At 62.5% G+C, this 19,245-nt stretch carries 14 protein-coding genes; 1 reads left to right on the top strand and 13 read right to left on the bottom strand.

Going from position 1 to position 19,245, the window contains the following annotated elements; genetic code table 11:
• Positions 1-2: 2 nt before the first annotated feature.
• From AZKH_RS09255 to AZKH_RS09300, 11 genes are all read right to left on the bottom strand, one after another.
• Entirely contained in the window at positions 3-2,399 is a 2,397-nt protein-coding gene (locus AZKH_RS09255; protein WP_041656043.1) for an RND family transporter, read from the bottom strand.
• Between the two features lie 42 nt (positions 2,400-2,441).
• Positions 2,442-4,193, bottom strand: coding sequence for a DUF1302 domain-containing protein (locus AZKH_RS09260; RefSeq protein WP_015435496.1), 1,752 nt, complete (start codon positions 4,191-4,193; stop codon positions 2,442-2,444).
• A gap of 87 nt (positions 4,194-4,280) precedes the next feature.
• Positions 4,281-5,657, bottom strand: a complete 1,377-nt coding sequence (locus AZKH_RS09265) for a DUF1329 domain-containing protein (protein ID WP_015435497.1) — start codon at positions 5,655-5,657, stop codon at positions 4,281-4,283.
• A 71-nt stretch (positions 5,658-5,728) separates the two neighbouring features.
• Entirely contained in the window at positions 5,729-6,178 is a 450-nt protein-coding gene (locus AZKH_RS09270) for a nuclear transport factor 2 family protein (RefSeq protein ID WP_015435498.1), read from the bottom strand.
• Positions 6,179-6,242: 64 nt separating this feature from the next.
• Positions 6,243-6,611 (bottom strand): cytochrome c family protein, encoded by a 369-nt coding sequence (locus AZKH_RS26795; RefSeq protein WP_015435499.1) that lies wholly within the window; start codon positions 6,609-6,611, stop codon positions 6,243-6,245.
• A gap of 10 nt (positions 6,612-6,621) precedes the next feature.
• On the bottom strand, positions 6,622-8,091 hold the full coding sequence (locus AZKH_RS09275) for an NAD(P)/FAD-dependent oxidoreductase (RefSeq protein ID WP_015435500.1): 1,470 nt from the start codon (positions 8,089-8,091) through the stop codon (positions 6,622-6,624).
• 181 nt (positions 8,092-8,272) lie between these two features.
• Entirely contained in the window at positions 8,273-9,268 is a 996-nt protein-coding gene (locus tag AZKH_RS09280) for a helix-turn-helix domain-containing protein (RefSeq protein WP_156822075.1), read from the bottom strand.
• A gap of 303 nt (positions 9,269-9,571) precedes the next feature.
• Positions 9,572-10,675, bottom strand: a complete 1,104-nt coding sequence (locus AZKH_RS09285) for an enolase C-terminal domain-like protein (RefSeq protein WP_015435502.1) — start codon at positions 10,673-10,675, stop codon at positions 9,572-9,574.
• Positions 10,672-11,856 (bottom strand): alpha-hydroxy acid oxidase, encoded by a 1,185-nt coding sequence (locus AZKH_RS09290; RefSeq protein ID WP_015435503.1) that lies wholly within the window; start codon positions 11,854-11,856, stop codon positions 10,672-10,674. The genes AZKH_RS09285 and AZKH_RS09290 overlap by 4 nt, the downstream gene beginning before the upstream one ends.
• A 261-nt stretch (positions 11,857-12,117) precedes the next feature.
• Positions 12,118-13,629 (bottom strand): indolepyruvate oxidoreductase subunit beta family protein, encoded by a 1,512-nt coding sequence (locus AZKH_RS09295; RefSeq protein ID WP_015435504.1) that lies wholly within the window; start codon positions 13,627-13,629, stop codon positions 12,118-12,120.
• Complete coding sequence (locus tag AZKH_RS09300; RefSeq protein ID WP_015435505.1) at positions 13,626-15,770, bottom strand: indolepyruvate ferredoxin oxidoreductase subunit alpha; 2,145 nt, start codon at positions 15,768-15,770, stop codon at positions 13,626-13,628. Before AZKH_RS09300 ends, AZKH_RS09295 begins: the two co-directional genes overlap by 4 nt.
• Before the next feature lie 134 nt (positions 15,771-15,904).
• On the opposite strand from AZKH_RS09300, the gene AZKH_RS09305 reads away from it, so the two are divergent.
• The gene (locus AZKH_RS09305) at positions 15,905-16,804 is read left to right on the top strand and encodes a LysR family transcriptional regulator (protein ID WP_015435506.1); all 900 of its coding nucleotides are present in this window, start codon (positions 15,905-15,907) and stop codon (positions 16,802-16,804) included.
• A 705-nt stretch (positions 16,805-17,509) separates the two neighbouring features.
• Here the strand turns inward: AZKH_RS09305 and AZKH_RS09315 are convergent.
• Complete coding sequence (locus AZKH_RS09315; RefSeq protein ID WP_015435508.1) at positions 17,510-18,700, bottom strand: Fic family protein; 1,191 nt, start codon at positions 18,698-18,700, stop codon at positions 17,510-17,512.
• 253 nt (positions 18,701-18,953) lie between these two features.
• Positions 18,954-19,193, bottom strand: coding sequence for a hypothetical protein (locus AZKH_RS09320; protein WP_197538759.1), 240 nt, complete (start codon positions 19,191-19,193; stop codon positions 18,954-18,956).
• Positions 19,194-19,245: the final 52 nt, after the last annotated feature.

Consider the following 19,245-nt stretch of genomic DNA (forward strand, 5'->3'; position numbering starts at 1 on the left):
GCTCAGTGCGCCAGGATGCCGGGCGCACGCACGGCTCCGCGTCGGGGAAACAGTCGTTCCAGCCAGACGGCGAGCGCCGGCAGCGCAGTCATTGCCATCACCATGTTGACCATGAACATGAAGGCGAGCAGCTTGCCCATGTCGGCCTGGAACTTGAGTTCCGAGAACATCCACGTCGCGACACCGACCGCAAGCGTGATCGCGGTGAAGATCGTGGCGGTGCCCACTTCGAGGATCGCGTGCTCGAGCGCCTTCACGATGTTCTGCCCTTGGGCGAGATGAAGCTGCAGCCGGTTGTAGATGTAGAAGGCGTAATCGACGCCGATGCCAACCGCCAACACCATCACCGGCAACGTCGCGACCGTCAGTCCGATCTCCAGCTCCTTCATGAACCAGTAGCCGATGAAGGTGCCGACCGTCAGCGGCAGGCAGCACGCGATCACGGCACGGAAGTCGCGATACACCAGCGCCACGAGAATGACGATTGCCGCATACACGTAGAGCATCATCGGCAGCTCGGACTTGTGCACTTCCTCGTTCACTGCTGCCTGCACCCCGGCGTTGCCCGATGCGAGACGAATGCTGATGCCCTCCTCCCGGTCGCGCTCACGGAAGGTCTTGACCTCGTGGATCACACGCTCGATCGTGGTCGCCTTGTGGTCCGTCAGGAACAGATGCACCGCGGTCATGCTGCAGTCCTTGTTCATGAAGCCGCGCACCCGCCCGATCTCGGTCGCGAGGGACGCATAGTTGCCCGGATCGATCGGCACGACCGACATCTTCGGATTGCCTTCGTTGTAGCCCTCGTTGTAGGTGCGAAGCTGGCCGGAGAACGACAGCGCCGACAGCACACCCGGCACGTACTGCATCGCCGCGACGAAGCGGTCCTGGTAGAGGCCGACCGTGACGTTCTCGCAGGACTCGGGCGGCGCTTCGAAGATCACCGACAGCCAGTCGAGACCGGTGTCGTAGCTGCCCGAGATCGCCACCGCGTCGCGATTGAACCGTGCCTCGGGCCGCAGCTCCGGTGCGCCGGGCTGGACGGTGCCGACGACGCGGTCGCTGCTCTGCCATACGGCCAGGGCGAACACGGCGGCTGTGATGCCGATGACGACTGCCGCGTTACGCGGCTCGGCGACGCGCGCAAGCGCACGCAGCCACGTCGAGCGGCGCTCGCGCTTGAGCATCGCCCGGTCGGCATAGTCCTTCGTGAAGTGGCAGAGCGACGCGGCGAGCGGCAGCATCACCAGATTCGTGACGATCTTGTAGCCGACGCCGAGCGACGCGGTGATCGCGAGCTCCCGCACCATCGGGATCGGGATCAGCACGAGGGTGACAAAGGACACGAATGCGGTGACGAGCGCCAGCGTGCCGGGGATCAGCAGGCCGGTGAAGCTCGCACGAGCAGCTTCCTCGGTCGTCCTGCCGTGTGAGAGTTCGCGCACGATGAAGTTGATCTGCTGCACGCCATGCGAGACGCCGATCGCGAACACGAGGAAAGGCACCAGCACGGCCAGCGGATCCAGACCGTAGCCCAACAGCTTCAGCGTCCCGAACTGCCAGACCAGCGAAGTCAGCGAGCAGAGGATCGGCAGCAGGGTGAAACGCACAGACTGGCAGTACCAGTACACCGCGAGCGCGGTCAGGACGAGTGCGATCGCGCAGAACTCCAGCACGGCGGACGCACCGTCGGCGATGTCCCCGATCTGCTTCGCGAAGCCGATGATCTGGATCTCGAAGTCCGCGTCCTCGAACTTGCTGCGCAGCTGCTCTTCGAGAATGCGGTTGTACGCAACATAATCGATCCGATAGCCGTCGCGGTCGTGCTCGAGCAGTTCCGCGACGATCATCGCGCTCGTCTGATCGCGCGCAATGAGCGTACCGACAAAGCCGCCCTGGCTCGCCGCCCGCTGGATAGCCGCGATGACGTCGCCAGTCAGGTCCTTCGGCGTGATCGTTCCGGCAATCAGCGGATCGGCCCGAAAGCCCTCCTCGGTGATCTCATTCACGAAGGAGTTCGGCGTCCAAAGCGATTGCACGCCCAGCCGGTCGACGTTCGGCAGGAAGCTCACCGCCTGCGTCACCTCATATAGGCGGCCGAGCGCGGCCGGCGTCCAGATCGTGCCTTTGCGCGCCTTGACGACGATGTTCAGTCGGTTGGCGCCCAGCACGTCGTCGCGGTACTGGTTGAAAGTCTGGATGTACTCGTGCCCGACCGGCATCTGTTTTTCGAAGCCGGCGTCCATGCGCAACTGCAGCGCAAACCAGCCCATGAGGGCGGTGAACAGCCCGAGCACGAGGAGAATGCTGCGGCGACGCCGGAAGCAGACCGCCTCCAGCCGCCGCAAGCTGCGCGTGAGAAAGCCGTCGACCTCGTCGACGCTGAGTGGATTCAACATGATCTTGTAGTGCTTCTCTGTGGGGTTTTGGGGCGCCACGCGTCAGAAATTGCGCGAGATGAAGCCGCCGATGAAGTCGCGGTCGCGGAAGGGCGAGCTGACCGGCATGTCGCCGCCCCAGAACTTCGTGTAGTTGATGCCCGCCTGCCAGGTCGCCGGATTGCGGTTGAACAACACATAGAAGTTCGCCGACTTCGCGCCCTCCATCCAGTTCGCCATGAAGTTCGGCGTGTTGCCCTTTACCGCGTGCGAGAAGAAGACGCCCGGAATCACCTGCCAGCCTGGAATCAGCGTGCTGTCGTAGGTCAGGCTGAAATCGAACATGTAGCCCCAGGAGAGCTCGTCGCCAACACCCTTGAACGCGCCGTTCGAATCGAGATAGGTCCACGCGCCCGCCGCCGGCAACTGCTGATAGGTCACGCCGTTGCGTGTGCGGGTAAAGACCTTGTTCGAATTCACGCCGGGATAGGCGATCGCGACCGCCTCACCGAGGAAGGTACCGGTCTGCGCACCGACGAGGTCGAGGAACCAGCCATGGTCGCTCGGTGTGAGGCTGAGAATGCCGGTCAGGTGGAACTGGTAGCGTTCCTTGTCGATCGATCCGTTGCATTGATCGACGCCCGCCAGTCCACCGGTAGCGGGGTCGAGACAGACGCTCGTCGACACGGCGTCCTTCGGCCGGTACGACAGCTCCGCGCCGACAGCCCAATTTCCGATCGACGTGTTCGCGCTGACGCCATACAGCTCGCGATCCTCGAGGAAGTACACCTTCGTCGTGTTCTGGGCATTCCAGTACTGGAAGTTCGGCGTCTTGTCGTGGAAGCGTTGGTAGTACACGCCGAAATCGGTATCCCAGCCTTCCGGCCTGAATTTCAGGGATAGGCCGTACTGGCCGCCGTTTCGTGGATCGATGTCCTTCCCGACCCGGATGGCCTCGCCAGAAGCCAGCATCGATGCCCGTGCCGCCGGCAGGGACTGACCGAACAATGGATCGCCGGCGGTGCGGATGCGGCTCGCGGCGTCCGGCGTGAAATACAGCAGGTTGTCCCGTCCCTTGTCGAAGGTATCGCCCATCGAGAAGTAGGTGCCGGAAGGCGGGAACTCATACTGTTTCCACTGGAACTGGTAGTAAGCCTCGAGGTTGACTCCACGCCCGAGGCCCGCGGCAACGCTCACCATCGGCGACGGCAGGAAAGCTTCCTTCAACTGCACGCCGGGCGACGACAGCCGTTGCAAGTCCATCGCGACGTTGGAGTTGATGCCGCCGACCATGAACAGGCTCTCGCCCCAACTCACGACCTGATTCCCGAGCCGCACCCGACCCCGCTGGTCGCCGACGTTGAATTCCTTGCTGACCCACAGGTCGTAGAGGCGCGCGTAGCGACCGACCGCGCGTTTCGCCTCGCTGTCGAGCTCGGTGCGCGCGGTGTCGTCCGCAACGAAGTCGTAGAGCCAGCCGACGCGCCCCATGAACTTCCACTCGTCGGGGAAGCTCAGCAGCAGCTCGTGCGAGCCCTTCAGGTGCGTCGTGAAGAAATCGCCCTTGTTGTAATTGAGGTTGCCGTCATCGGCGTTGCCCCACTGCACGGTATTCGCCCGCGAGCCGCAGCCCGTCGACGGATCGCCGACATGGTCGCAACGCTGGCTTTCGACGCGCTGGCCGAAGCCGAGCGTCAAGGTCGAATCGAAAGATCCCTTGACCGAATCGGTCTCGAACTGGAACGCGTGCGCCGCCGGGGCGCAGAGGCCCGCCATGGCGAGACCCAGCACCGTCCGCTTCAGATGCATGCTCATCTTTTTTTCCTCGAAAGGATCCCCGGCGACCGGTGTTGGCCCGGTCGCGGCGGAGGATTGTCGGATTGCCCCGAGGGGGCGGAGGAATCAGCGGTCGCTGATCGCGCGGAGGTTGTCCGGCGTGTAGAAGTCGTCGCGGTACTTGGGATCGTTCGGCTCGGTCGCCCACATCATGTCCTGGCCGGCCCCGAGGGATGCCTGGTCATAGAGCACGCGCCCGGAGGCGAGGTCGTACTGGACGAAGGCGGGGTTGTCGCAGGCGCCGGTCTCGGCGACCGGAATCAGGAAGCTCTCGCGGACCTTCCAGAGCTTGCCTTGAGCGTCGTAGTCTTCCGCGGACATCAGCGCCCACGAGTCTTCATCGACGTAGAAGCGGCGCTTCGGCGCGACGTGACGCACGCCGTCCTTCACCGTGGCCTCGATGACCCAGACGCGGTGCAGCTCATAGCGCGTCGCCTTCGAATCGACGCCGTCCGGAGTGACGACCTTGCGACGGTCGGCCGCCGGGTCGTACATGCCGAAGGCGTTGTACGCGACATACATTTCCTTCTTGCCGACGAGTTTCCAGTCGAAGCGATCCGCAGTGCCGTTGAACACGCGCGGCTCGTCCATCGTGTACTGGTTTTCGAAGCCGATCTGCGGTGCGTCGTAAGCATAGCTGGGCATACGGCGGACGCGGCGCTGGCCCGGGAAGTAGTAGAAGGTGTCACTCGCCTTGCTCGTATAGGAAGTCACGAGCAGTGCCTGGCCGGCGAGCGCCGTCGGCGATGCGTAGGCGAAATAGGTGTTGTATTCGACCGGCGGCAGTTCGCTGAGCTTGTGCGAACCTTTGCGCCCCCACGGGTAGTAGTAGCTCTGTGTCGACTTGGCCTCGATCCAGTCGCCACCGCTCGCTCGCGGCGACAGCATCGTCCATTGCGAAGGCATCGTAATGCCGACGCCTGCATACTTCATCTTGGCGTTCCACAGCACCTCGATGCCGCTCTTCGGCACCGGGAAGGGAATGCCCGGGACCATCGCCTCGGCGAGGCTCCAGCCGTCGCCGCCGATCTTCGCCGTGGCGGTGTTCTTCTTCGTGTTCTCCTGGACGAAGTCCGGCGCAGAGCAGTAGCGGCGGGTCGGGTAGACGTCGAGCCGGTAGCTCTTCAGCGTCTTCAACAGGGCATGCTGTCCTTCGCTCAGCTTGTCCGCATACTTTTCGGCGTTCGACGCGTCGATCGTGAAGAGCGGCTTGTCGTCGCGATACTTGAAGAACTGAGCGCGCGGTTTGCCGTAGGTCCAGCCGGGGTTGAGGGCGCCGCCGTCCTGCCATGCCGGAATGGCGTTGTCCTTGCTGGCGGTCTTGTCGCCGCCGAGCGGGGTGAGGTCCTTGCCGAGGTGCTCGGCGTCCTGCGTTGCCGCCGCCAGCGCCACGCTGGCAAACAAGGCCAGCGATAAGGCGCTCAAACTGAATATCGGTTTCATCTTGTGTCTCCTCGCATCGGTGTGCGTCTTTTTCGTTTTGCATCGGAGTGGCACAGGGCCACTCCAATGTCTTACATGCTACCCATCGTGTAGCTCTCAGCAGCAACACGCCAACCAGCCCGAGTCTTTTTCCACACCAACAAGGCTCGCACCTGATAATCCGCCGCCGTCGTGTCGGCAGGATTGCAGTGGAAAGTCGCGAAGGAATAGCCAAGATTGGTAGATGCTTGGCGCGCCGCATCCGGCTCGATTGCGCAGCTACGAGTGTTCTTGAGGATGTCGTTCAATACGGGCATGAGTCCGTCGCGCCCCCGTAAAGCCTGTTTTGCACCTTCGCCAGTCACCACCGCATCGACGGCGTACTGCACCTCGAACCACCGGGCACTGTCACGCGCCTTGATCGCACTCTCGATAGCGCGGTAACGCTCATCCAGTGCCTTCGCGAAGTCGTCGCCCGATGCGTGAGCGGCGAGCGGCATGCCACACAAAGTAAGCGCCGCAAGTGCCAGTTGTCTCATCATGATTACGTTTTCCTCTATGCGATTAGACTTTTCTAAAAAATCCACGCGGGCACGCGCGTTGTCATCAATGCAAACTCTTTAAAACATCAATGACTTCCTGCCTGGCCGCAGGATCCTTGAGTCCAGCGAACGCCATCTTCGTACCTGGCGCGTAGCTCTGCGGCGACTCGAGCCACTGATGCAGAGATTCCTCAGTCCACGAACCACCACGAGCACGCAAGGATTTTGAGAAGACATAGCCGGACGCCCCCGCGATTGGCTTTCCGAATACGCCGTTAAGGTTCGGGCCGACGGCATGAGGAGCCCCCTTTTCAATCGAATGACAGGCGAGACACTGTGCAAAGTTGCCAGAGGCGGATTGAGCAAACGCCCCAGGGACCAAAGACGTAGCAAACAGGCCAAGGCTTACCCTAACGATGACATTGATACTCATGAGATAGTCCTTATGCTTTCTGGCGCATCGTGGATGACACAGCCTGTGCGACCTCTAGCCCTGTTTCGATCGCGCCATCGATAAACCCTCGCCACCCTGCAGCAATGTCGGAACCGGCAAAGAACACCCGTCCTTGATGCGCGCGTAAATCCTGCATATACCGACTGAATTGGTTCGGTTTATAAGTACACCAAGTGCCAAGCGAATACGGGTCGAGGTGCCAGTCGTAGGACAAGACATCGGTCACGGTGACTTGAGGCAAAAACTTACGAACCAGGGGTTCGACAGACTTCGGGTTGTGCACATCGAAGCTTTGCCCCCCAGGCCTACCGAACGCGATGAGCGTTCCGCCGTCCTTGCCATGGTTGTCACTGAAGAGCAGATTCAGTGGCTCCGACTCGGGCGCGTACATCATCACGGACCCGAGCTCGCCCTTGACCTTGATGTAGACCTTGTGGCCAGCGCCAGCATGACGCTCGCGCGCCATCGCCTGTTTGCCCGGCAAAAGGGCCGGTTTGAAGTCAATCGCGCCCAACGTATTGACGGGCAAGGCCATAATGGCGTACGACGCTTCGATGCGCTCACCTGATTCCGTGACGAGAACAACGCCGGAATCGGTCTGCTTGATCTCGGATACCACGGTAGACAAACGCACCTCAAAACCACCGTCAGCGACCATCCGATTGATCAGGCTAGCCGTCCCCTCTTTGAATTTGTAACGTACGCACGCGTCGAAGAGCCGCACAACATCCCTGTCCGCGAGCGCCCACCAGCGCAACATTTCCGTGAAGGCACCCTCTCCCGGACGATTGTTACAATTCGCCGCCATCAGCGCGGCAAGGAGATCGCGCTGAACTGGAGGAAGATTCAACTGTTGAATCCGATCAGCCATCGAAAGATGATCGAGCTTCGCACCTTCCTCTGACAGGAACGGTAGGTACGGACGCGGAAATGCCTTTTCGGATCCCTCGTGGAAACGATTGCTCGCTTCGATGAGCAGTCTTGTGCTTTCCTCGATTGGGATTTCCTGCACCTTCCCATCCGACAGCCACATGACTCGCTCCGGAGCGGCAGCTCCTGGCGTTTCTTCAAGCTCCATCCCATAGCGCATGATCTCCGACCACACATGGGGCTGAGACCAATGCACCCAGGTACCGCCCAATTCGACCTTCTTGTCGCCGAAACGCGAGTAGAACGTGCGACCGCCAAGCCGATTGCGGGCCTCGAGCAGCAGGACCTTCGCACCTTTATGGGCGAGTTCCCGGGCGGCAGTCACCCCTGCAAATCCGCCACCGACCACCACGACATCGGGCTTGCCCTTGCGTACCGTCTTGTTCGCGGCTCCCGCATCGACCGAAAGCAGGGAGCCTGCGGCCGTGGCACTAGCCAACCTAAGGAAATCGCGTCGCGAAGCGGCTGGGGAATTGGATGGCTCGGCTGAGAGGACAGCCGACGAACCATCGTGAGATGGCTTTTGCATAGTTTCTGGTCTCCTCCGAGGGCGCCGTCAGCCGGAATGGCGACGGACCCATCGTTTGTCTTGCTCGTACCGGTGGTTCGAGTCGTAGGGAAGAGACTAGCGAGTATGCGTGTGCAGCCGGTATCCGCAATCAGCACAAAATACGTGCTGCAGTGCGGCAATCCAGGTTTGAGAAATGGTCTTAGTGATCGAGTAGCCGCGCTACGGCCGAAGTACCTCCAACCGCTTTCCCACGTGTCTCGGAGGGCAACTCGCCGAACAGGCCGCGGTAGTACTCCGCGAATCGCGGCATATGCCAGAATCCCCACCTGGCCGCGATGCTCGCGATGGATTCGGCGGGTGCGAACGCAAGGCGACGGATTTCGCGCCGAACCGCGTTCAGGCGAACGTTCCGGAGGAAATGGACAGCGCCCATGCCAGTGAGATCTTCGAATGCATACTGCAGAGAGCGCCGCGAGATCCGAAATAGCCGACAGATGTCGGCAATATTCAGCGGATCGTCAGGGTGATTGAGCGCATGCTCGCGGACCGTGCGGACGATCCAGGCCTTGGCGCTCGGATGAAGGCTCCATGGGGATCGCTTCGCGTTCAGATCGAGAGCTTCGACAACCAGCGACAACACGCAATCACGCATCGCCCTCCGGCTAGCCTCGATCTGCAACAGTTTCGGATGCAGTTCCACGGCGCGGAAAATTTCTGCGAGGGCGCGGCGCAACTTTGCGGCATGTAGCGGTTGCTGCCGCACCCTAGGTTGTCCGGACATCCTTTCAGCGACCTGCGGTGCTTCCACCGCCGCGAATTCCATCAGCAGCGTCTCAGCGACCGTCGCCGAAACCATGTCCATTCTGCCCCGACAATAGATCTCGAACTCCTTCCCGCCCGGCAGGAAGGACATGGCGCCATCGTCGAGCGGAACGCCACAATAGATTCCTGCCCCTCCGGAAGCCACGGGAAGGCCGAGTGAAACCATGCCCTCAAGGTTACTACCCACGGTCCACACTGCCTGACTTCCCACTTCCCAAAGGATCTCCAGGCGCTCATCGATCCAGATCTCGCGAATCCCCCCCTCGAAGCAGCCAGGCGTGAGTTGTTCGTACACCGCATCCCACGCATCCAGCCCGCTGCCGAATTCGGAGAGGTCATCGACGCGAGCAACGCGTACAACCCCGTGACTCACGCGTTCATCGTTCAGGGCGCTTAAGGTAGATAAGGGATCTCGGACATCCACCGGGCGAGGCTCCAAGAGAAACTGCAGAAAGACAGAAAGAAAGTATTGAGGCCGGGCGGCTCCGCAATCCTTACGCAGTGCGAAGCGATCCGCCGGGTGGTCGATCGCTCCCGCTATACCTGCCCTCGCAATCGGCAAACAAAGTGCCGTCCCGACGCTACGTATTAGCCTTTCTTGATCATACGCGCTCTAAGGCACCGGGGCAGCCGTGCGCAACAGACTCTGGAACACGCCGCCGGAGGGCACACTTCCTCACGCGAGGTAACGTGCTACCTCCGACTCGTTCCACGATACGCCGGTACCAGGGGCGTCGGATACAATGGCCGAGCCATTCTCGAATCGCAAGGGTTCCCGCAGGATGCGGTCGGCAAGACCCATCCGCTCCAGCCAGTGCGCTGTTGGCGTCACCGCCAGCAGGTGCGCACTGATCTCCTGGAAGATGTGGCTCGACATGGGCAGGCCTCGCAGTTCTGCCAGCGCCGCCGCCTTCAGCCAACCAGTCACACCGCCGATCTTCATCACGTCCGGCATGACCAGGTCACACGCATTGGCGTCGAGTGCCCGCTGCATTTCTCCCACCCCGCACCAGTTCTCGCCCATTTGCACGGGCATGCCCGCTGCGGCGCGAATGCGCGCGTGGCCGGCGTAGTCCTCCTGTAGTGTCGGCTCTTCCACCCACGCGAGCCCGTAAGGCTGCAACGCACGGATGCGGTGCATCGCTTCGGGCACGGACAGAGACTGGTTGTAGTCCACCATCAACGCGACGTCGTCGCCGATCCGACGCCGGATCAGCTCCACGATGCGGCAATCCTCGGCAAGGTCGCGGTAGCCGATCTTGATTTTGATCGCCCGGAATCCCGCCTCCATCGCGCGACCGGCACGCAGAAGCCCGATCTCCTCTCCATCCATGCTATGGCTGTCGTAGGCGGGGACCGGCTTCACGCGCCCGCCGAGCAATGCGGCCAATGGGAGTTCATGCAACTTGGCGAGTGCGTCCCAGGCCGCCATGTCCAGACCGGCGCAGGCCATCGTGACGAGGCCGGTGCGACCGAGTAGCCGCAGGCGGCGCGCGAACAGGGTGTCGAACTCCACGGGCGCGAGTGGCTGACCGACGAGTTCGTCGCCGAGCGACTGCACCAGCCTCCGCGTGCTTTCAAGTGCGAGGGGGGTGTAGGTGAAGACATACGCATGTCCTGTGGTCCCGTTGTCGAGGTGCAGATCGATCAGCACCAGGGGGGAAGTGGCAACGACGCCGACGCTCGTGCGCACGGGGTATTCCAGGGGCACATTCACGCCGCGCGCGACCACGCGGTCCACCCTGGCTGCTACTTGAAGTGACGCAAGTTCCACCATCATGTCTCCTTTGCATTGTTCGGACGCGACAATCCCGCGTCACACCAATAGTCATCCGCCCGAACCAGGCAGCCCCGATCCAGCCCCTCAACCCGGCTCGCACCCGACAGGATCATCGCCCGCTCGAGTTCCGTACCGATCAGGTCCAGTACGGTGCTCGCGCCCGCTTCGCCGCCATTGGCCAATCCGTACAACAGGGGCCGTCCGAGAAAGACCGCGCGGGCCCCCATCGCCAGGGCTTTGGCGACGTCGAGACCGCTGCGAAAGCCACTGTCGACGAAAACCGGAATGCGCCCTTCGACCGCATCGAGCACCCGCGTCAGCGCCCCGATGGTCGATGCCGCGCCGTCGAGCTGTCGGCCACCGTGGTTGGAGACGATCAGCCCGTCAATCCCGCGTGCGACGGCTTCCCGTGCATCCTCCGGATGCAAGATGCCTTTCAACACCAACGGGCCGTCCCACAGCCGTCTTAGCCAGCCGAGGCTGTCCCATGAAAGACTGCGATCCATCTCGCGGCTCAGGAGCGCCGCTTGTAGGGCCAACGTATCTTCACCTTTGCGCTCCGCGAGATTGACGAATGCCGGCATACCGCTGCGCAGGAAGCGCCACAGCCAGCGCGGATGAACGGCCAGGTCTGCGAGCGTGGCCGGAGTGGGCCGGAAAGGCAGGCGGAAGCCATTGCGCACGTCGCGCTCGCGATAGCCGCTGACGGGCACATCGACTGTTAGCACCAGGGCGCCATAACCGGCCGCCTTGGCCCTGCGGACCATCTGCTCGGCGATGCTGCGCTCACGCATGACGTAGAGCTGCATCCAGTTCAAGGTGCGGTGCGGCTCGGCGACCTTCTCCAGTCGCTCATTCGATGCCGTCGAGAGCACGAAGGGGATGCCCGCTCGAGCCGCAGCGCGCGCGAGCATACAGTCGCCGCCCGGGCGGCTGAGTCCGTTGAAGCCCATCGGCGCGACGCCCAAAGGTCGGCGCCACGTTTCGCCGAAGACTTCGATGCTGGTGTCGAGTGTGGCTGTGTCGCGCAGAACGCGCGGCAGCAGCGCCAGGCGGGACAGGTCGTCGGCGTTGCGGCGAAGGCAGTCGTTACGTTCGGCCGCGCCGTCCACGTAATCGAAGACGAAACGGGGCAGCGCCCGGCGCGCGGCGCGTCGGTGATCGTCAACATTCAGCTTCATCTGGTTTTCCCGGGGCGATGGTTGATCCGCCGGACGAATCCGGCGGTGCGCTTCATGCGATCAATGAGGCAGTCACAGCGACAGCACCGGGAAGGCACACAGGATGATGATCTCGCCACATCGACTGCCACAAACGGCATTACATCGGAATGGACCTTGACCAGCGGAATGTCGCGTGCGATCCAGATTGAATGCTTATGCATTTGTGCTGCCCGTGCCGCTTCTGCTACTGAACCTGCATATATGACTTCAGATCTATCATCACGAAACCGGGGCCTCCGCATGGCGGCGGACGATGCGCACGGGCGTTGCCGCCGGTCGCGGCTCGGGTATGCCGAGCGCGCGAGCGAGCGCGCGGCCTTCGGGATCGGCCAGTGCTGCACCGCGAGCCTGTGCAACACGTCCGGCGAGTCGTTCCGGATCGCTCGAGTCGTGCTCCGCCTGTTCCAGGATCAACTGCATTGAGCGTTGCCCCCGCGTCGCGGTGTCGCCATAGCCCTTGATCAGGCGACCACAGCGCGCGAGTTCCAACGCCAGGGACGGGGTCTGCGGCAATGCCCGCTCTACCGCGCTCAACCAGCGTTCGATCAGCCGCTGCTCCTGGGCGAAGCGAAGGCTTCGGGGGCGCAGGGGTTTGAGGCAGCGCAGCAGCGCCAAAAGCGAGAAGCCGGACACGGTATCGGTGCGAAGGCGCAAGCGCAGCCCGGCGGCGAGGCGGGAATGCCCCAGGGTGCGCTCCAACGCGCGCGCCAGACGCGCGGGCAGCACCGCACAGATTTCCTCCAGCCGAGGTTTCAGGAATTCGGTGACACGCACAGGTTCTCCCGAGCGCGCGCCGACTTCGGTTCGGAATCGATTGATGCGGGAACGGCGTGTCTTGAGCTCCGCAACGCGCACGATATCCTCGTAGGTCATCCACGTGGCGAGGTGGCGGGCTGCTTCGGCGCCCACTTCGTCGGCATCCCCCCCCTTGCGGCAGAGGGCACGCAAGCGTCTCAGGTATAGGGCCGCGTAGTCCGCATCCTGGTAATCGAGCACCTGTGAATACCCTTCGGCAGCCACCCTGCGCACCGCGGGGGGCAGGTCGCTCACCGGGGCGAGGTCGGCCGCGGTACGCAGCGGCTCGTGGGCCGGTGCGGCCGCCGCCATGCGGGCGTGCGCGCGGCTGAATCCCGCCTCGAAGCCGCGCAAGCTGGCCTCGACCGCCTTGCCGGAGCGCCGGATGGCGGCCTCGCACGCGTCGCGTGGAAACGGCAGGCAGCCGGAGCCGACCATCGCACCGAATAACACGGTGTTGATGATGGTGCCCTGCTGCCAGGCGATTTCACGCATGTCGAAGGCGATCAGCTCGCGCGCCAGACGACGTGCGGCATCGAAGACGTGCGAGGGGTCGTAGCGCTCGTCGCCCATGCCGATCTTCTCCGACACCGCGAATTCGCGATGCGTGGAAAACACCAGCACCGTCCGGGCAGGGTCGGAATAGCCGCTCTGCATCACGCGTCCGGCCTCAATCAGCTCGGAGGCCGCGACGATGTCGACGTCGCCGGGTCCCGGCGTGAGCGACAGCACTGGAACCTGGCCGCCAAGCGCCTTGCGCGCCACCGGGAAGACCTCGAGGTAGTAGTTCGTGGCGCCGGTACGCTGGGCGACACCCGGCACGGAGGTGCTCTGCACCGGAAAGTCGAGTTCCGTGGCAACGTCGATGATCCAGTCGGCGAGCACGCCGCCGCCTTCGCCACCCAGGGCCGCGATGAGGATGGATACGGGTTTCATTGGAGGGCTCCGGTGGGCATCGGGTCACGGGCGGCGAGCATGCCGATCGCCGCTTGCCGGATGCGGTAAAGAAGACGGTCCCACCGGCTAGGGTTCTGCACGATATCGACCTTGTAGAAGGACGGACACAGTGTTCCGGCCTGCGCCGCCTCGCCGCACAGGCCGCAGCCCACGCAGCCCTGGTTCACCGTAGCGACCGGATCGCTGCGAAGCGGATTGGGGTTGGGCTTGATGGTCAGCGACGGGCATCCGGACAGGCGCACACAGGCGTGGTCACCGGTGCACACGCTGTCATCGACCGCAAAACGGGTGCGTAGTACCCGCTCGCCCGCTTGGAGCCGGCGTGCGGTGTCCGGCTTTACACGCCGCTGGCGTTCCAGCTGGCACTCGCCGTCTGCAATGATGACCTTGAGCCCCGGCTCGCCGGTCGTCATCGCCTCGCCGAGCGTGCGCACCATACTGGACACCTCGTAGCTCGGCACCTTGCGCACCCACTTGACGCCCACGCCTGCCAGCGCGCGTTCGATGTCCAGCTCCGGCCGCGTCCCCCCTTGCCTGGACGACGGAATGTTCTGCGTGCCGGTGGCCGACGTATAGCCGTTCTTGAGAATCACCAGCACCGAGTCGTGACCGTTATAGACCGCATTCACGACGCCGGAGGTGAAACCGTTGTGCCAGAAACCGCCGTCGCCCATGACGCTGACGACACGCTTGCCCATCATCGGCACGACCGCGGCGGAGCTCGCGAGGCCGAGCCCGTATCCGAGCACCGTGCTGCCCATATTGAACGGAGGCAGGGTGCCGAAGGTGTGGCAACCGATATCCGCGCTCACGTGGATAGGCCCGATCTCCTGCTGCAAGAGCTTCAGCGCGGAGAACACGGGCCGCTCAGGACAGCCGACGCAGAAGCCGGGGGGGCGCATTGGAACCGGTTCGCCCAGCTCGGTAGCGGCCAGTGCCTTGAGGCCCAGCATCCTGCCCACGTCGGCGTGCCCGGGCGTCGTTGCTGAGGGAACCAGTCCCATCGCCTGTGCGAAGGCGGCCACGCCCTTGAGCAGCACGTCGCCGCTGTACTCTCCGCCCAGCGCGAAAACGTTGCCGCCCTGAACCGTCGTGGCCGCGCCCGCGCGGCGCAGGAGGGCTTCCAGCGCGTCCTCGATGTATTTCGGCTGCCCTTCCTCGACCAGCAATACCGAGCGTTTGCCCGCGCAGAAGGCCAGGACCTCGTCGGGCACCAATGGATACACCACGTTGAGCACGTAGATGGGGACCGCGCTGCGACCGAAGGCGTCAGCCAGCCCGACGCGTTGCAGGGCTCGGACCAGCCCGTTGTAGAGTCCGCCCTGAACGATGATGCCGACGTCCCTGGTCTCGCCGTCGAAGATCTCGTTGAGCCCGGCGCTGCGGATGTAGTCCAGCGCCGCCGGCCAGCGTTCTTCCACTTTCTGGCGTTCGTGCTGATAGATGGACGGGGGCAGGCAGATGCGGCCGTAGTCGAACTCGGCGCGTTCCAGCGGGTTCGTGCGCGAATGCAGCGGTCGGCGGTTGTTGCGGCAAACGAAGCTGCCGTGTACGTGGCAGGCACGGATACGCAGCTGCAGCATGACAGGAGTATTGGACGCTTCCGAAAGCTCGAAACCCTTCTCGACCGCATCGACGATGGAACTCAGGTTGGGCCGGGGGTCTAGCAGCCACATTTGCGACTTCATCGCAAAAGCATGGGTCCGCTCCTGAATGATGCTCGAACCCTCGCCGTAATCCTCGCCGAGGATGACGAGTGCGCCACCCCGCACCCCAGCGGAGGCCAGATTGGAGAGCGCATCGGACGCTACGTTGGTGCCGACGGTGGATTTCCAGGTCACTGCGCCCCGTAGCGGGTAGTTGATCGAGGCGCCCAGCATCGCCGCCGCACCCGCCTCGGATGCGCTGTTCTCGAAATAGATGCCCAGTTCGTCGAGCACATCGCGCGCGTCGCCTAGCACGTCGAGTAGGTGTGACACCGGCGCGCCCTGGTAGCCACCGATGTAGCTCACGCCCGACTGAAGTAGAGCCTTGGTTACGGCCAGGATCCCTTCGCCGTGAAAGACCTCGCCATTGCCCAGGCTCAGCTTGCCGACTTCGGCAGCAAAAGTACGCTCCATCCTTCCGTGTCTCCTATTCGGGGTCCGCTTGGCGGTCGAAGCGCCGCCTCGCGTTTTTGTGGAGGGAAGCGTAACGGGGTGGATTTATCGATCCAACAGATCTAATGTATGTTACAAATTGATGGCGTCTATTTATGACTCACTTCGATCTGAACTTGGCGCGGGTCTTCGTCGCGATCTACGAAACCGGCAGCGCAACCGCCGCCGCGGAACGGCTGGACATCACGCAGCCCTCTGTGAGTTACAGTCTCGCTAAACTTCGCGAAGCGTTGGCAGACCCGCTTTTCGTGCGTTTCCAGCGCAGCCTGAAACCGACCCCACGGGCCGATACGCTCTACCCGAGATTCCGGGACGTACTGGCCTCCGTGGACGAGGCAATCGACGATACGCACCGCTTCGACCCCGCCTTGGCCAGCCGCATCTTCAACCTCGCGATGTCGGATATCGGCGGCATGTACTTCCTCCCGCGGCTTGAGCGGGAACTTTGCACCGAGGCTCCTCGCATCACCCTGGACGTTCGTCAGGTGCCCATTTCCGAACTGGCAGATCAGCTTGCATCGCTGAAGATCGACGTCGCGCTCGGCAATCTCGAGTCTCTTCGCAGGCAGACGCGAAGTCTCACCTTGTTTCGGGAGCACTACGTGTGCCTCTTGAGCAAGCAGCACGCCGAGCGGATCGGAATGATGACCCTGGATGCATTTCGCCGAAGCCGGCATGTGGCCGTCTCCTCGCCTTCCTCTGGTCATCGGCTGGCGGAGGACGCGCTGGCCGACATGGGCATCTCGCGCCAGATTGTCATTCGAACGCCATATTTCACGGCTTTGCCACAATTGATGGCGCAGAGCGACCTCATCGTGCTGCTGCCCTCCCGGGCAGCAAGAATTTTTGTAACCCAGGGCGATATGGTCGTACAACCCGCGCCGATGGAATTGCCCGAATTCGAGGTCAAGATGTACTGGCACCAGCGGCACGAAACCAATCCTTCCGTTGCCTGGCTGCTGGAACGGCTCGAAGTCTTACTCCGGGAACCCTAGGATTGGTGGGCAGATTTACCCCTGATGCAAGGCAGCACTCGCCGCATGAATGCTTGAGAAAGGAGTCCCGGCCGGAACGCGTGAAGGGGAAATCGAGCTGCGTCCCATCGTGCGAATCAAGACGGATCTGGCTGTCGGTGTCGGCACAGCCGTTGAATTGCTTGACCGATACACCGTTCCTGTCGAGTTTGCCGACGACCATGGAGGGACTGCCCAGCTAGTGCCTGCGCCCGTGATGCTTCTCGAAAATATGAGATTAGCGACTCCAATTCAGTGGAGGTAGAGCTACCATTTAACGCAGAACTTCTGCTGAATAGCAGGTAATCGCTGGATTGCCGTCCGACATGCACGATCGGGCCAACTGCGGGTCAGGTCGAGCAATTCGCATTAAGAACTTGCCCGAGCGACAGCGGCAATCTGAAACCTGCCATTGGACCCCCGAAGGGCCGAAGGTCGGGATTGGGTCGGGTGCGGACCTTCGCGGGATAATGTCAAGAGGGATCGAGTGCTCTCTGACACGGTAGCGATGGTCGGGGCGAGGGGCGACTTCGCGCGACCTGCGACCCCAACGGTCACGTTCCCGATGGCGGCGCGTCTCAGCAAGACAACTCCAACCCTTTCTGAGTGTTCTTGCGAGCGGAATTCAAGAGGGTGACATCTTGCGCCTTTTCAGCCTTTCGCCTGGTTCAGCGCAACTCGGTTTCCCTAGAAGCCCATGTCGCTTGTGGCCCTCGCGGGCTGGGTGGGCGCAGCGTTCAAAATGTTGATCGCGTCATTGGCCCGGAAGGTGCGGTTTCGCCGCCGTTCTGACCCCGTGAGGATGCCGCGATCAACGAGTTCCAGCACCGCGTTATTGGCGGCAGGGAACGAGACGTTGAGTGCATCCTTCACTTGGTTGACGGTCACGACGGGCGATGCGATCAGCAGATCGATCACGCGTAGCGCAGCCGCATCGGCGCGCAGATCTTGCAGCCGGACACACCAATCGTCGCGCAGGCCGATGAGACCGCGTGCGGTGCGCATTGATTCGTCGCAGGCGATCTCAACGGCCTCGTTGAAGAAGTCGATCCATCCTGCCCACTCTGAACGGAGCTGAGTGGCGAGCAGGGTGTCGAGGTAGCGCCCACGATTGCGGTGCAGCGGCCCGGACACGTAGAGCGGCAGATACCCGTCAGCGGCCAGGATGAGGGGAATCAGCAGTCGGCCGGTTCGCCCATTGCCGTCACGGAAGGGGTGGATGGCCTCGAACTGGGCATGTGCGACTGCCGCGCGCACGATGGCGTGGTAGTGGGCGTTGCTCCCGGGTTCATAGCGCAGCAGCGAATGCACAACGTTATCCATAGCCTCCGGCACCCGATCAGGGGGTGGCGGCACCAGTCGTGCATCATGGATGTTGAAGCCACCGATCCAGTTCTGGATGGTCCGATACCGTCCCGGTGTGTCACGGTAGGAGGGGTCACCTTCCATCAGGATGCAATGCAGCTTGCAGATGAACTCGGATGAGAAGGCATCGATGCCCCTGGTTCGGATCTCCTGCAAGCCATAGTCGAGCGCTTTGGCGTAGTCGAGTGTGGAGCGCGAATCTGCAGGCAGGTCCGTCGCATCATGCGTGGCTTCGTAGTCAAGCACGTCGCGAATCCCGGCGTGTGTGCCCTCGATCTGGCTGCTCAAGACTGCCTCGCGGCGGGCCAGCGTCCGCGTCACGAGATCCGGGTTGGGTAGGTGTTCGGTTTCCACCTGCAGGCGCACGAGAGCTTCCTGTGCGCGCACCAGGGAGGGTAGCGGCGGGACGAGCGACAGATCGACTGGAGGCGGGCAAAGCGCGAACGCCCCCGAGTGTTCCGGTACGGGGATCAGTCTTGCTCGGCGATCGGGGCTCAGGTCGGTGGCGCGCATGGAAGCTATCCTTTAACAAGCTAACTTTGATTAAAGCATGTTGCCGTAAACTTTAATATGATCTCGCTAGATAAAGGATTGGAGCCGACCGGTTCTTCGGAAATCAACGACCGTTTCGGTCAACAAGCTGTATGTGCCCGTGAAATCGAGTCCATTCTCCGTGTCAGGAAAGGCGCCCACGATATGACGGTAAACGTGACGGTAAACTTGATCGTGTGCAATTAAGCTCTAAGCTGCATGCGGGTTTCAGCCCCTAGGAAATAATAGAGTGGATGGCGTAGGCCATGATCTCCAAGGTTTGCTGCGCGTCGTGTCGGGCGTATGCGGCCCCTGCCATGCGGTAGCCACCTTCATTGACGATGACGCGGCACATGCCATGAAGGAGATCCAGCTCTTGCGTGGCGCGCAGCAAGGTGCGGTTCCCGGCGCTCAGGGTTCGGAGCGCCTGATTCACCCGCTCCAATTCGTTTTCGGTGCCGCCGCTCGGATCCATGTCCCCGCACTCGCAGCTCGCGGTCAACAACGCCGCCTGTCGAGCGACACAA

The sequence above is a fragment of the Azoarcus sp. KH32C genome (assembly GCF_000349945.1).
Lineage (GTDB): Bacteria > Pseudomonadota > Gammaproteobacteria > Burkholderiales > Rhodocyclaceae > Aromatoleum.

Coding starts and splice junctions, on each gene's coding strand:
- AZKH_RS09255 (WP_041656043.1), bottom strand. CDS start 2,399: ATGTTGAATCCACTCAGCGTCGACGAGGTCGACGGCTTTCTCACGCGC.
- AZKH_RS09260 (WP_015435496.1), bottom strand. CDS start 4,193: ATGAGCATGCATCTGAAGCGGACGGTGCTGGGTCTCGCCATGGCGGGC.
- AZKH_RS09265 (WP_015435497.1), bottom strand. CDS start 5,657: ATGAAACCGATATTCAGTTTGAGCGCCTTATCGCTGGCCTTGTTTGCC.
- AZKH_RS09270 (WP_015435498.1), bottom strand. CDS start 6,178: ATGATGAGACAACTGGCACTTGCGGCGCTTACTTTGTGTGGCATGCCG.
- AZKH_RS26795 (WP_015435499.1), bottom strand. CDS start 6,611: ATGAGTATCAATGTCATCGTTAGGGTAAGCCTTGGCCTGTTTGCTACG.
- AZKH_RS09275 (WP_015435500.1), bottom strand. CDS start 8,091: ATGCAAAAGCCATCTCACGATGGTTCGTCGGCTGTCCTCTCAGCCGAG.
- AZKH_RS09285 (WP_015435502.1), bottom strand. CDS start 10,675: ATGATGGTGGAACTTGCGTCACTTCAAGTAGCAGCCAGGGTGGACCGC.
- AZKH_RS09290 (WP_015435503.1), bottom strand. CDS start 11,856: ATGAAGCTGAATGTTGACGATCACCGACGCGCCGCGCGCCGGGCGCTG.
- AZKH_RS09295 (WP_015435504.1), bottom strand. CDS start 13,629: ATGAAACCCGTATCCATCCTCATCGCGGCCCTGGGTGGCGAAGGCGGC.
- AZKH_RS09300 (WP_015435505.1), bottom strand. CDS start 15,770: ATGGAGCGTACTTTTGCTGCCGAAGTCGGCAAGCTGAGCCTGGGCAAT.
- AZKH_RS09305 (WP_015435506.1), top strand. CDS start 15,905: ATGACTCACTTCGATCTGAACTTGGCGCGGGTCTTCGTCGCGATCTAC.
- AZKH_RS09315 (WP_015435508.1), bottom strand. CDS start 18,700: ATGCGCGCCACCGACCTGAGCCCCGATCGCCGAGCAAGACTGATCCCC.
- AZKH_RS09320 (WP_197538759.1), bottom strand. CDS start 19,193: ATGGATCCGAGCGGCGGCACCGAAAACGAATTGGAGCGGGTGAATCAG.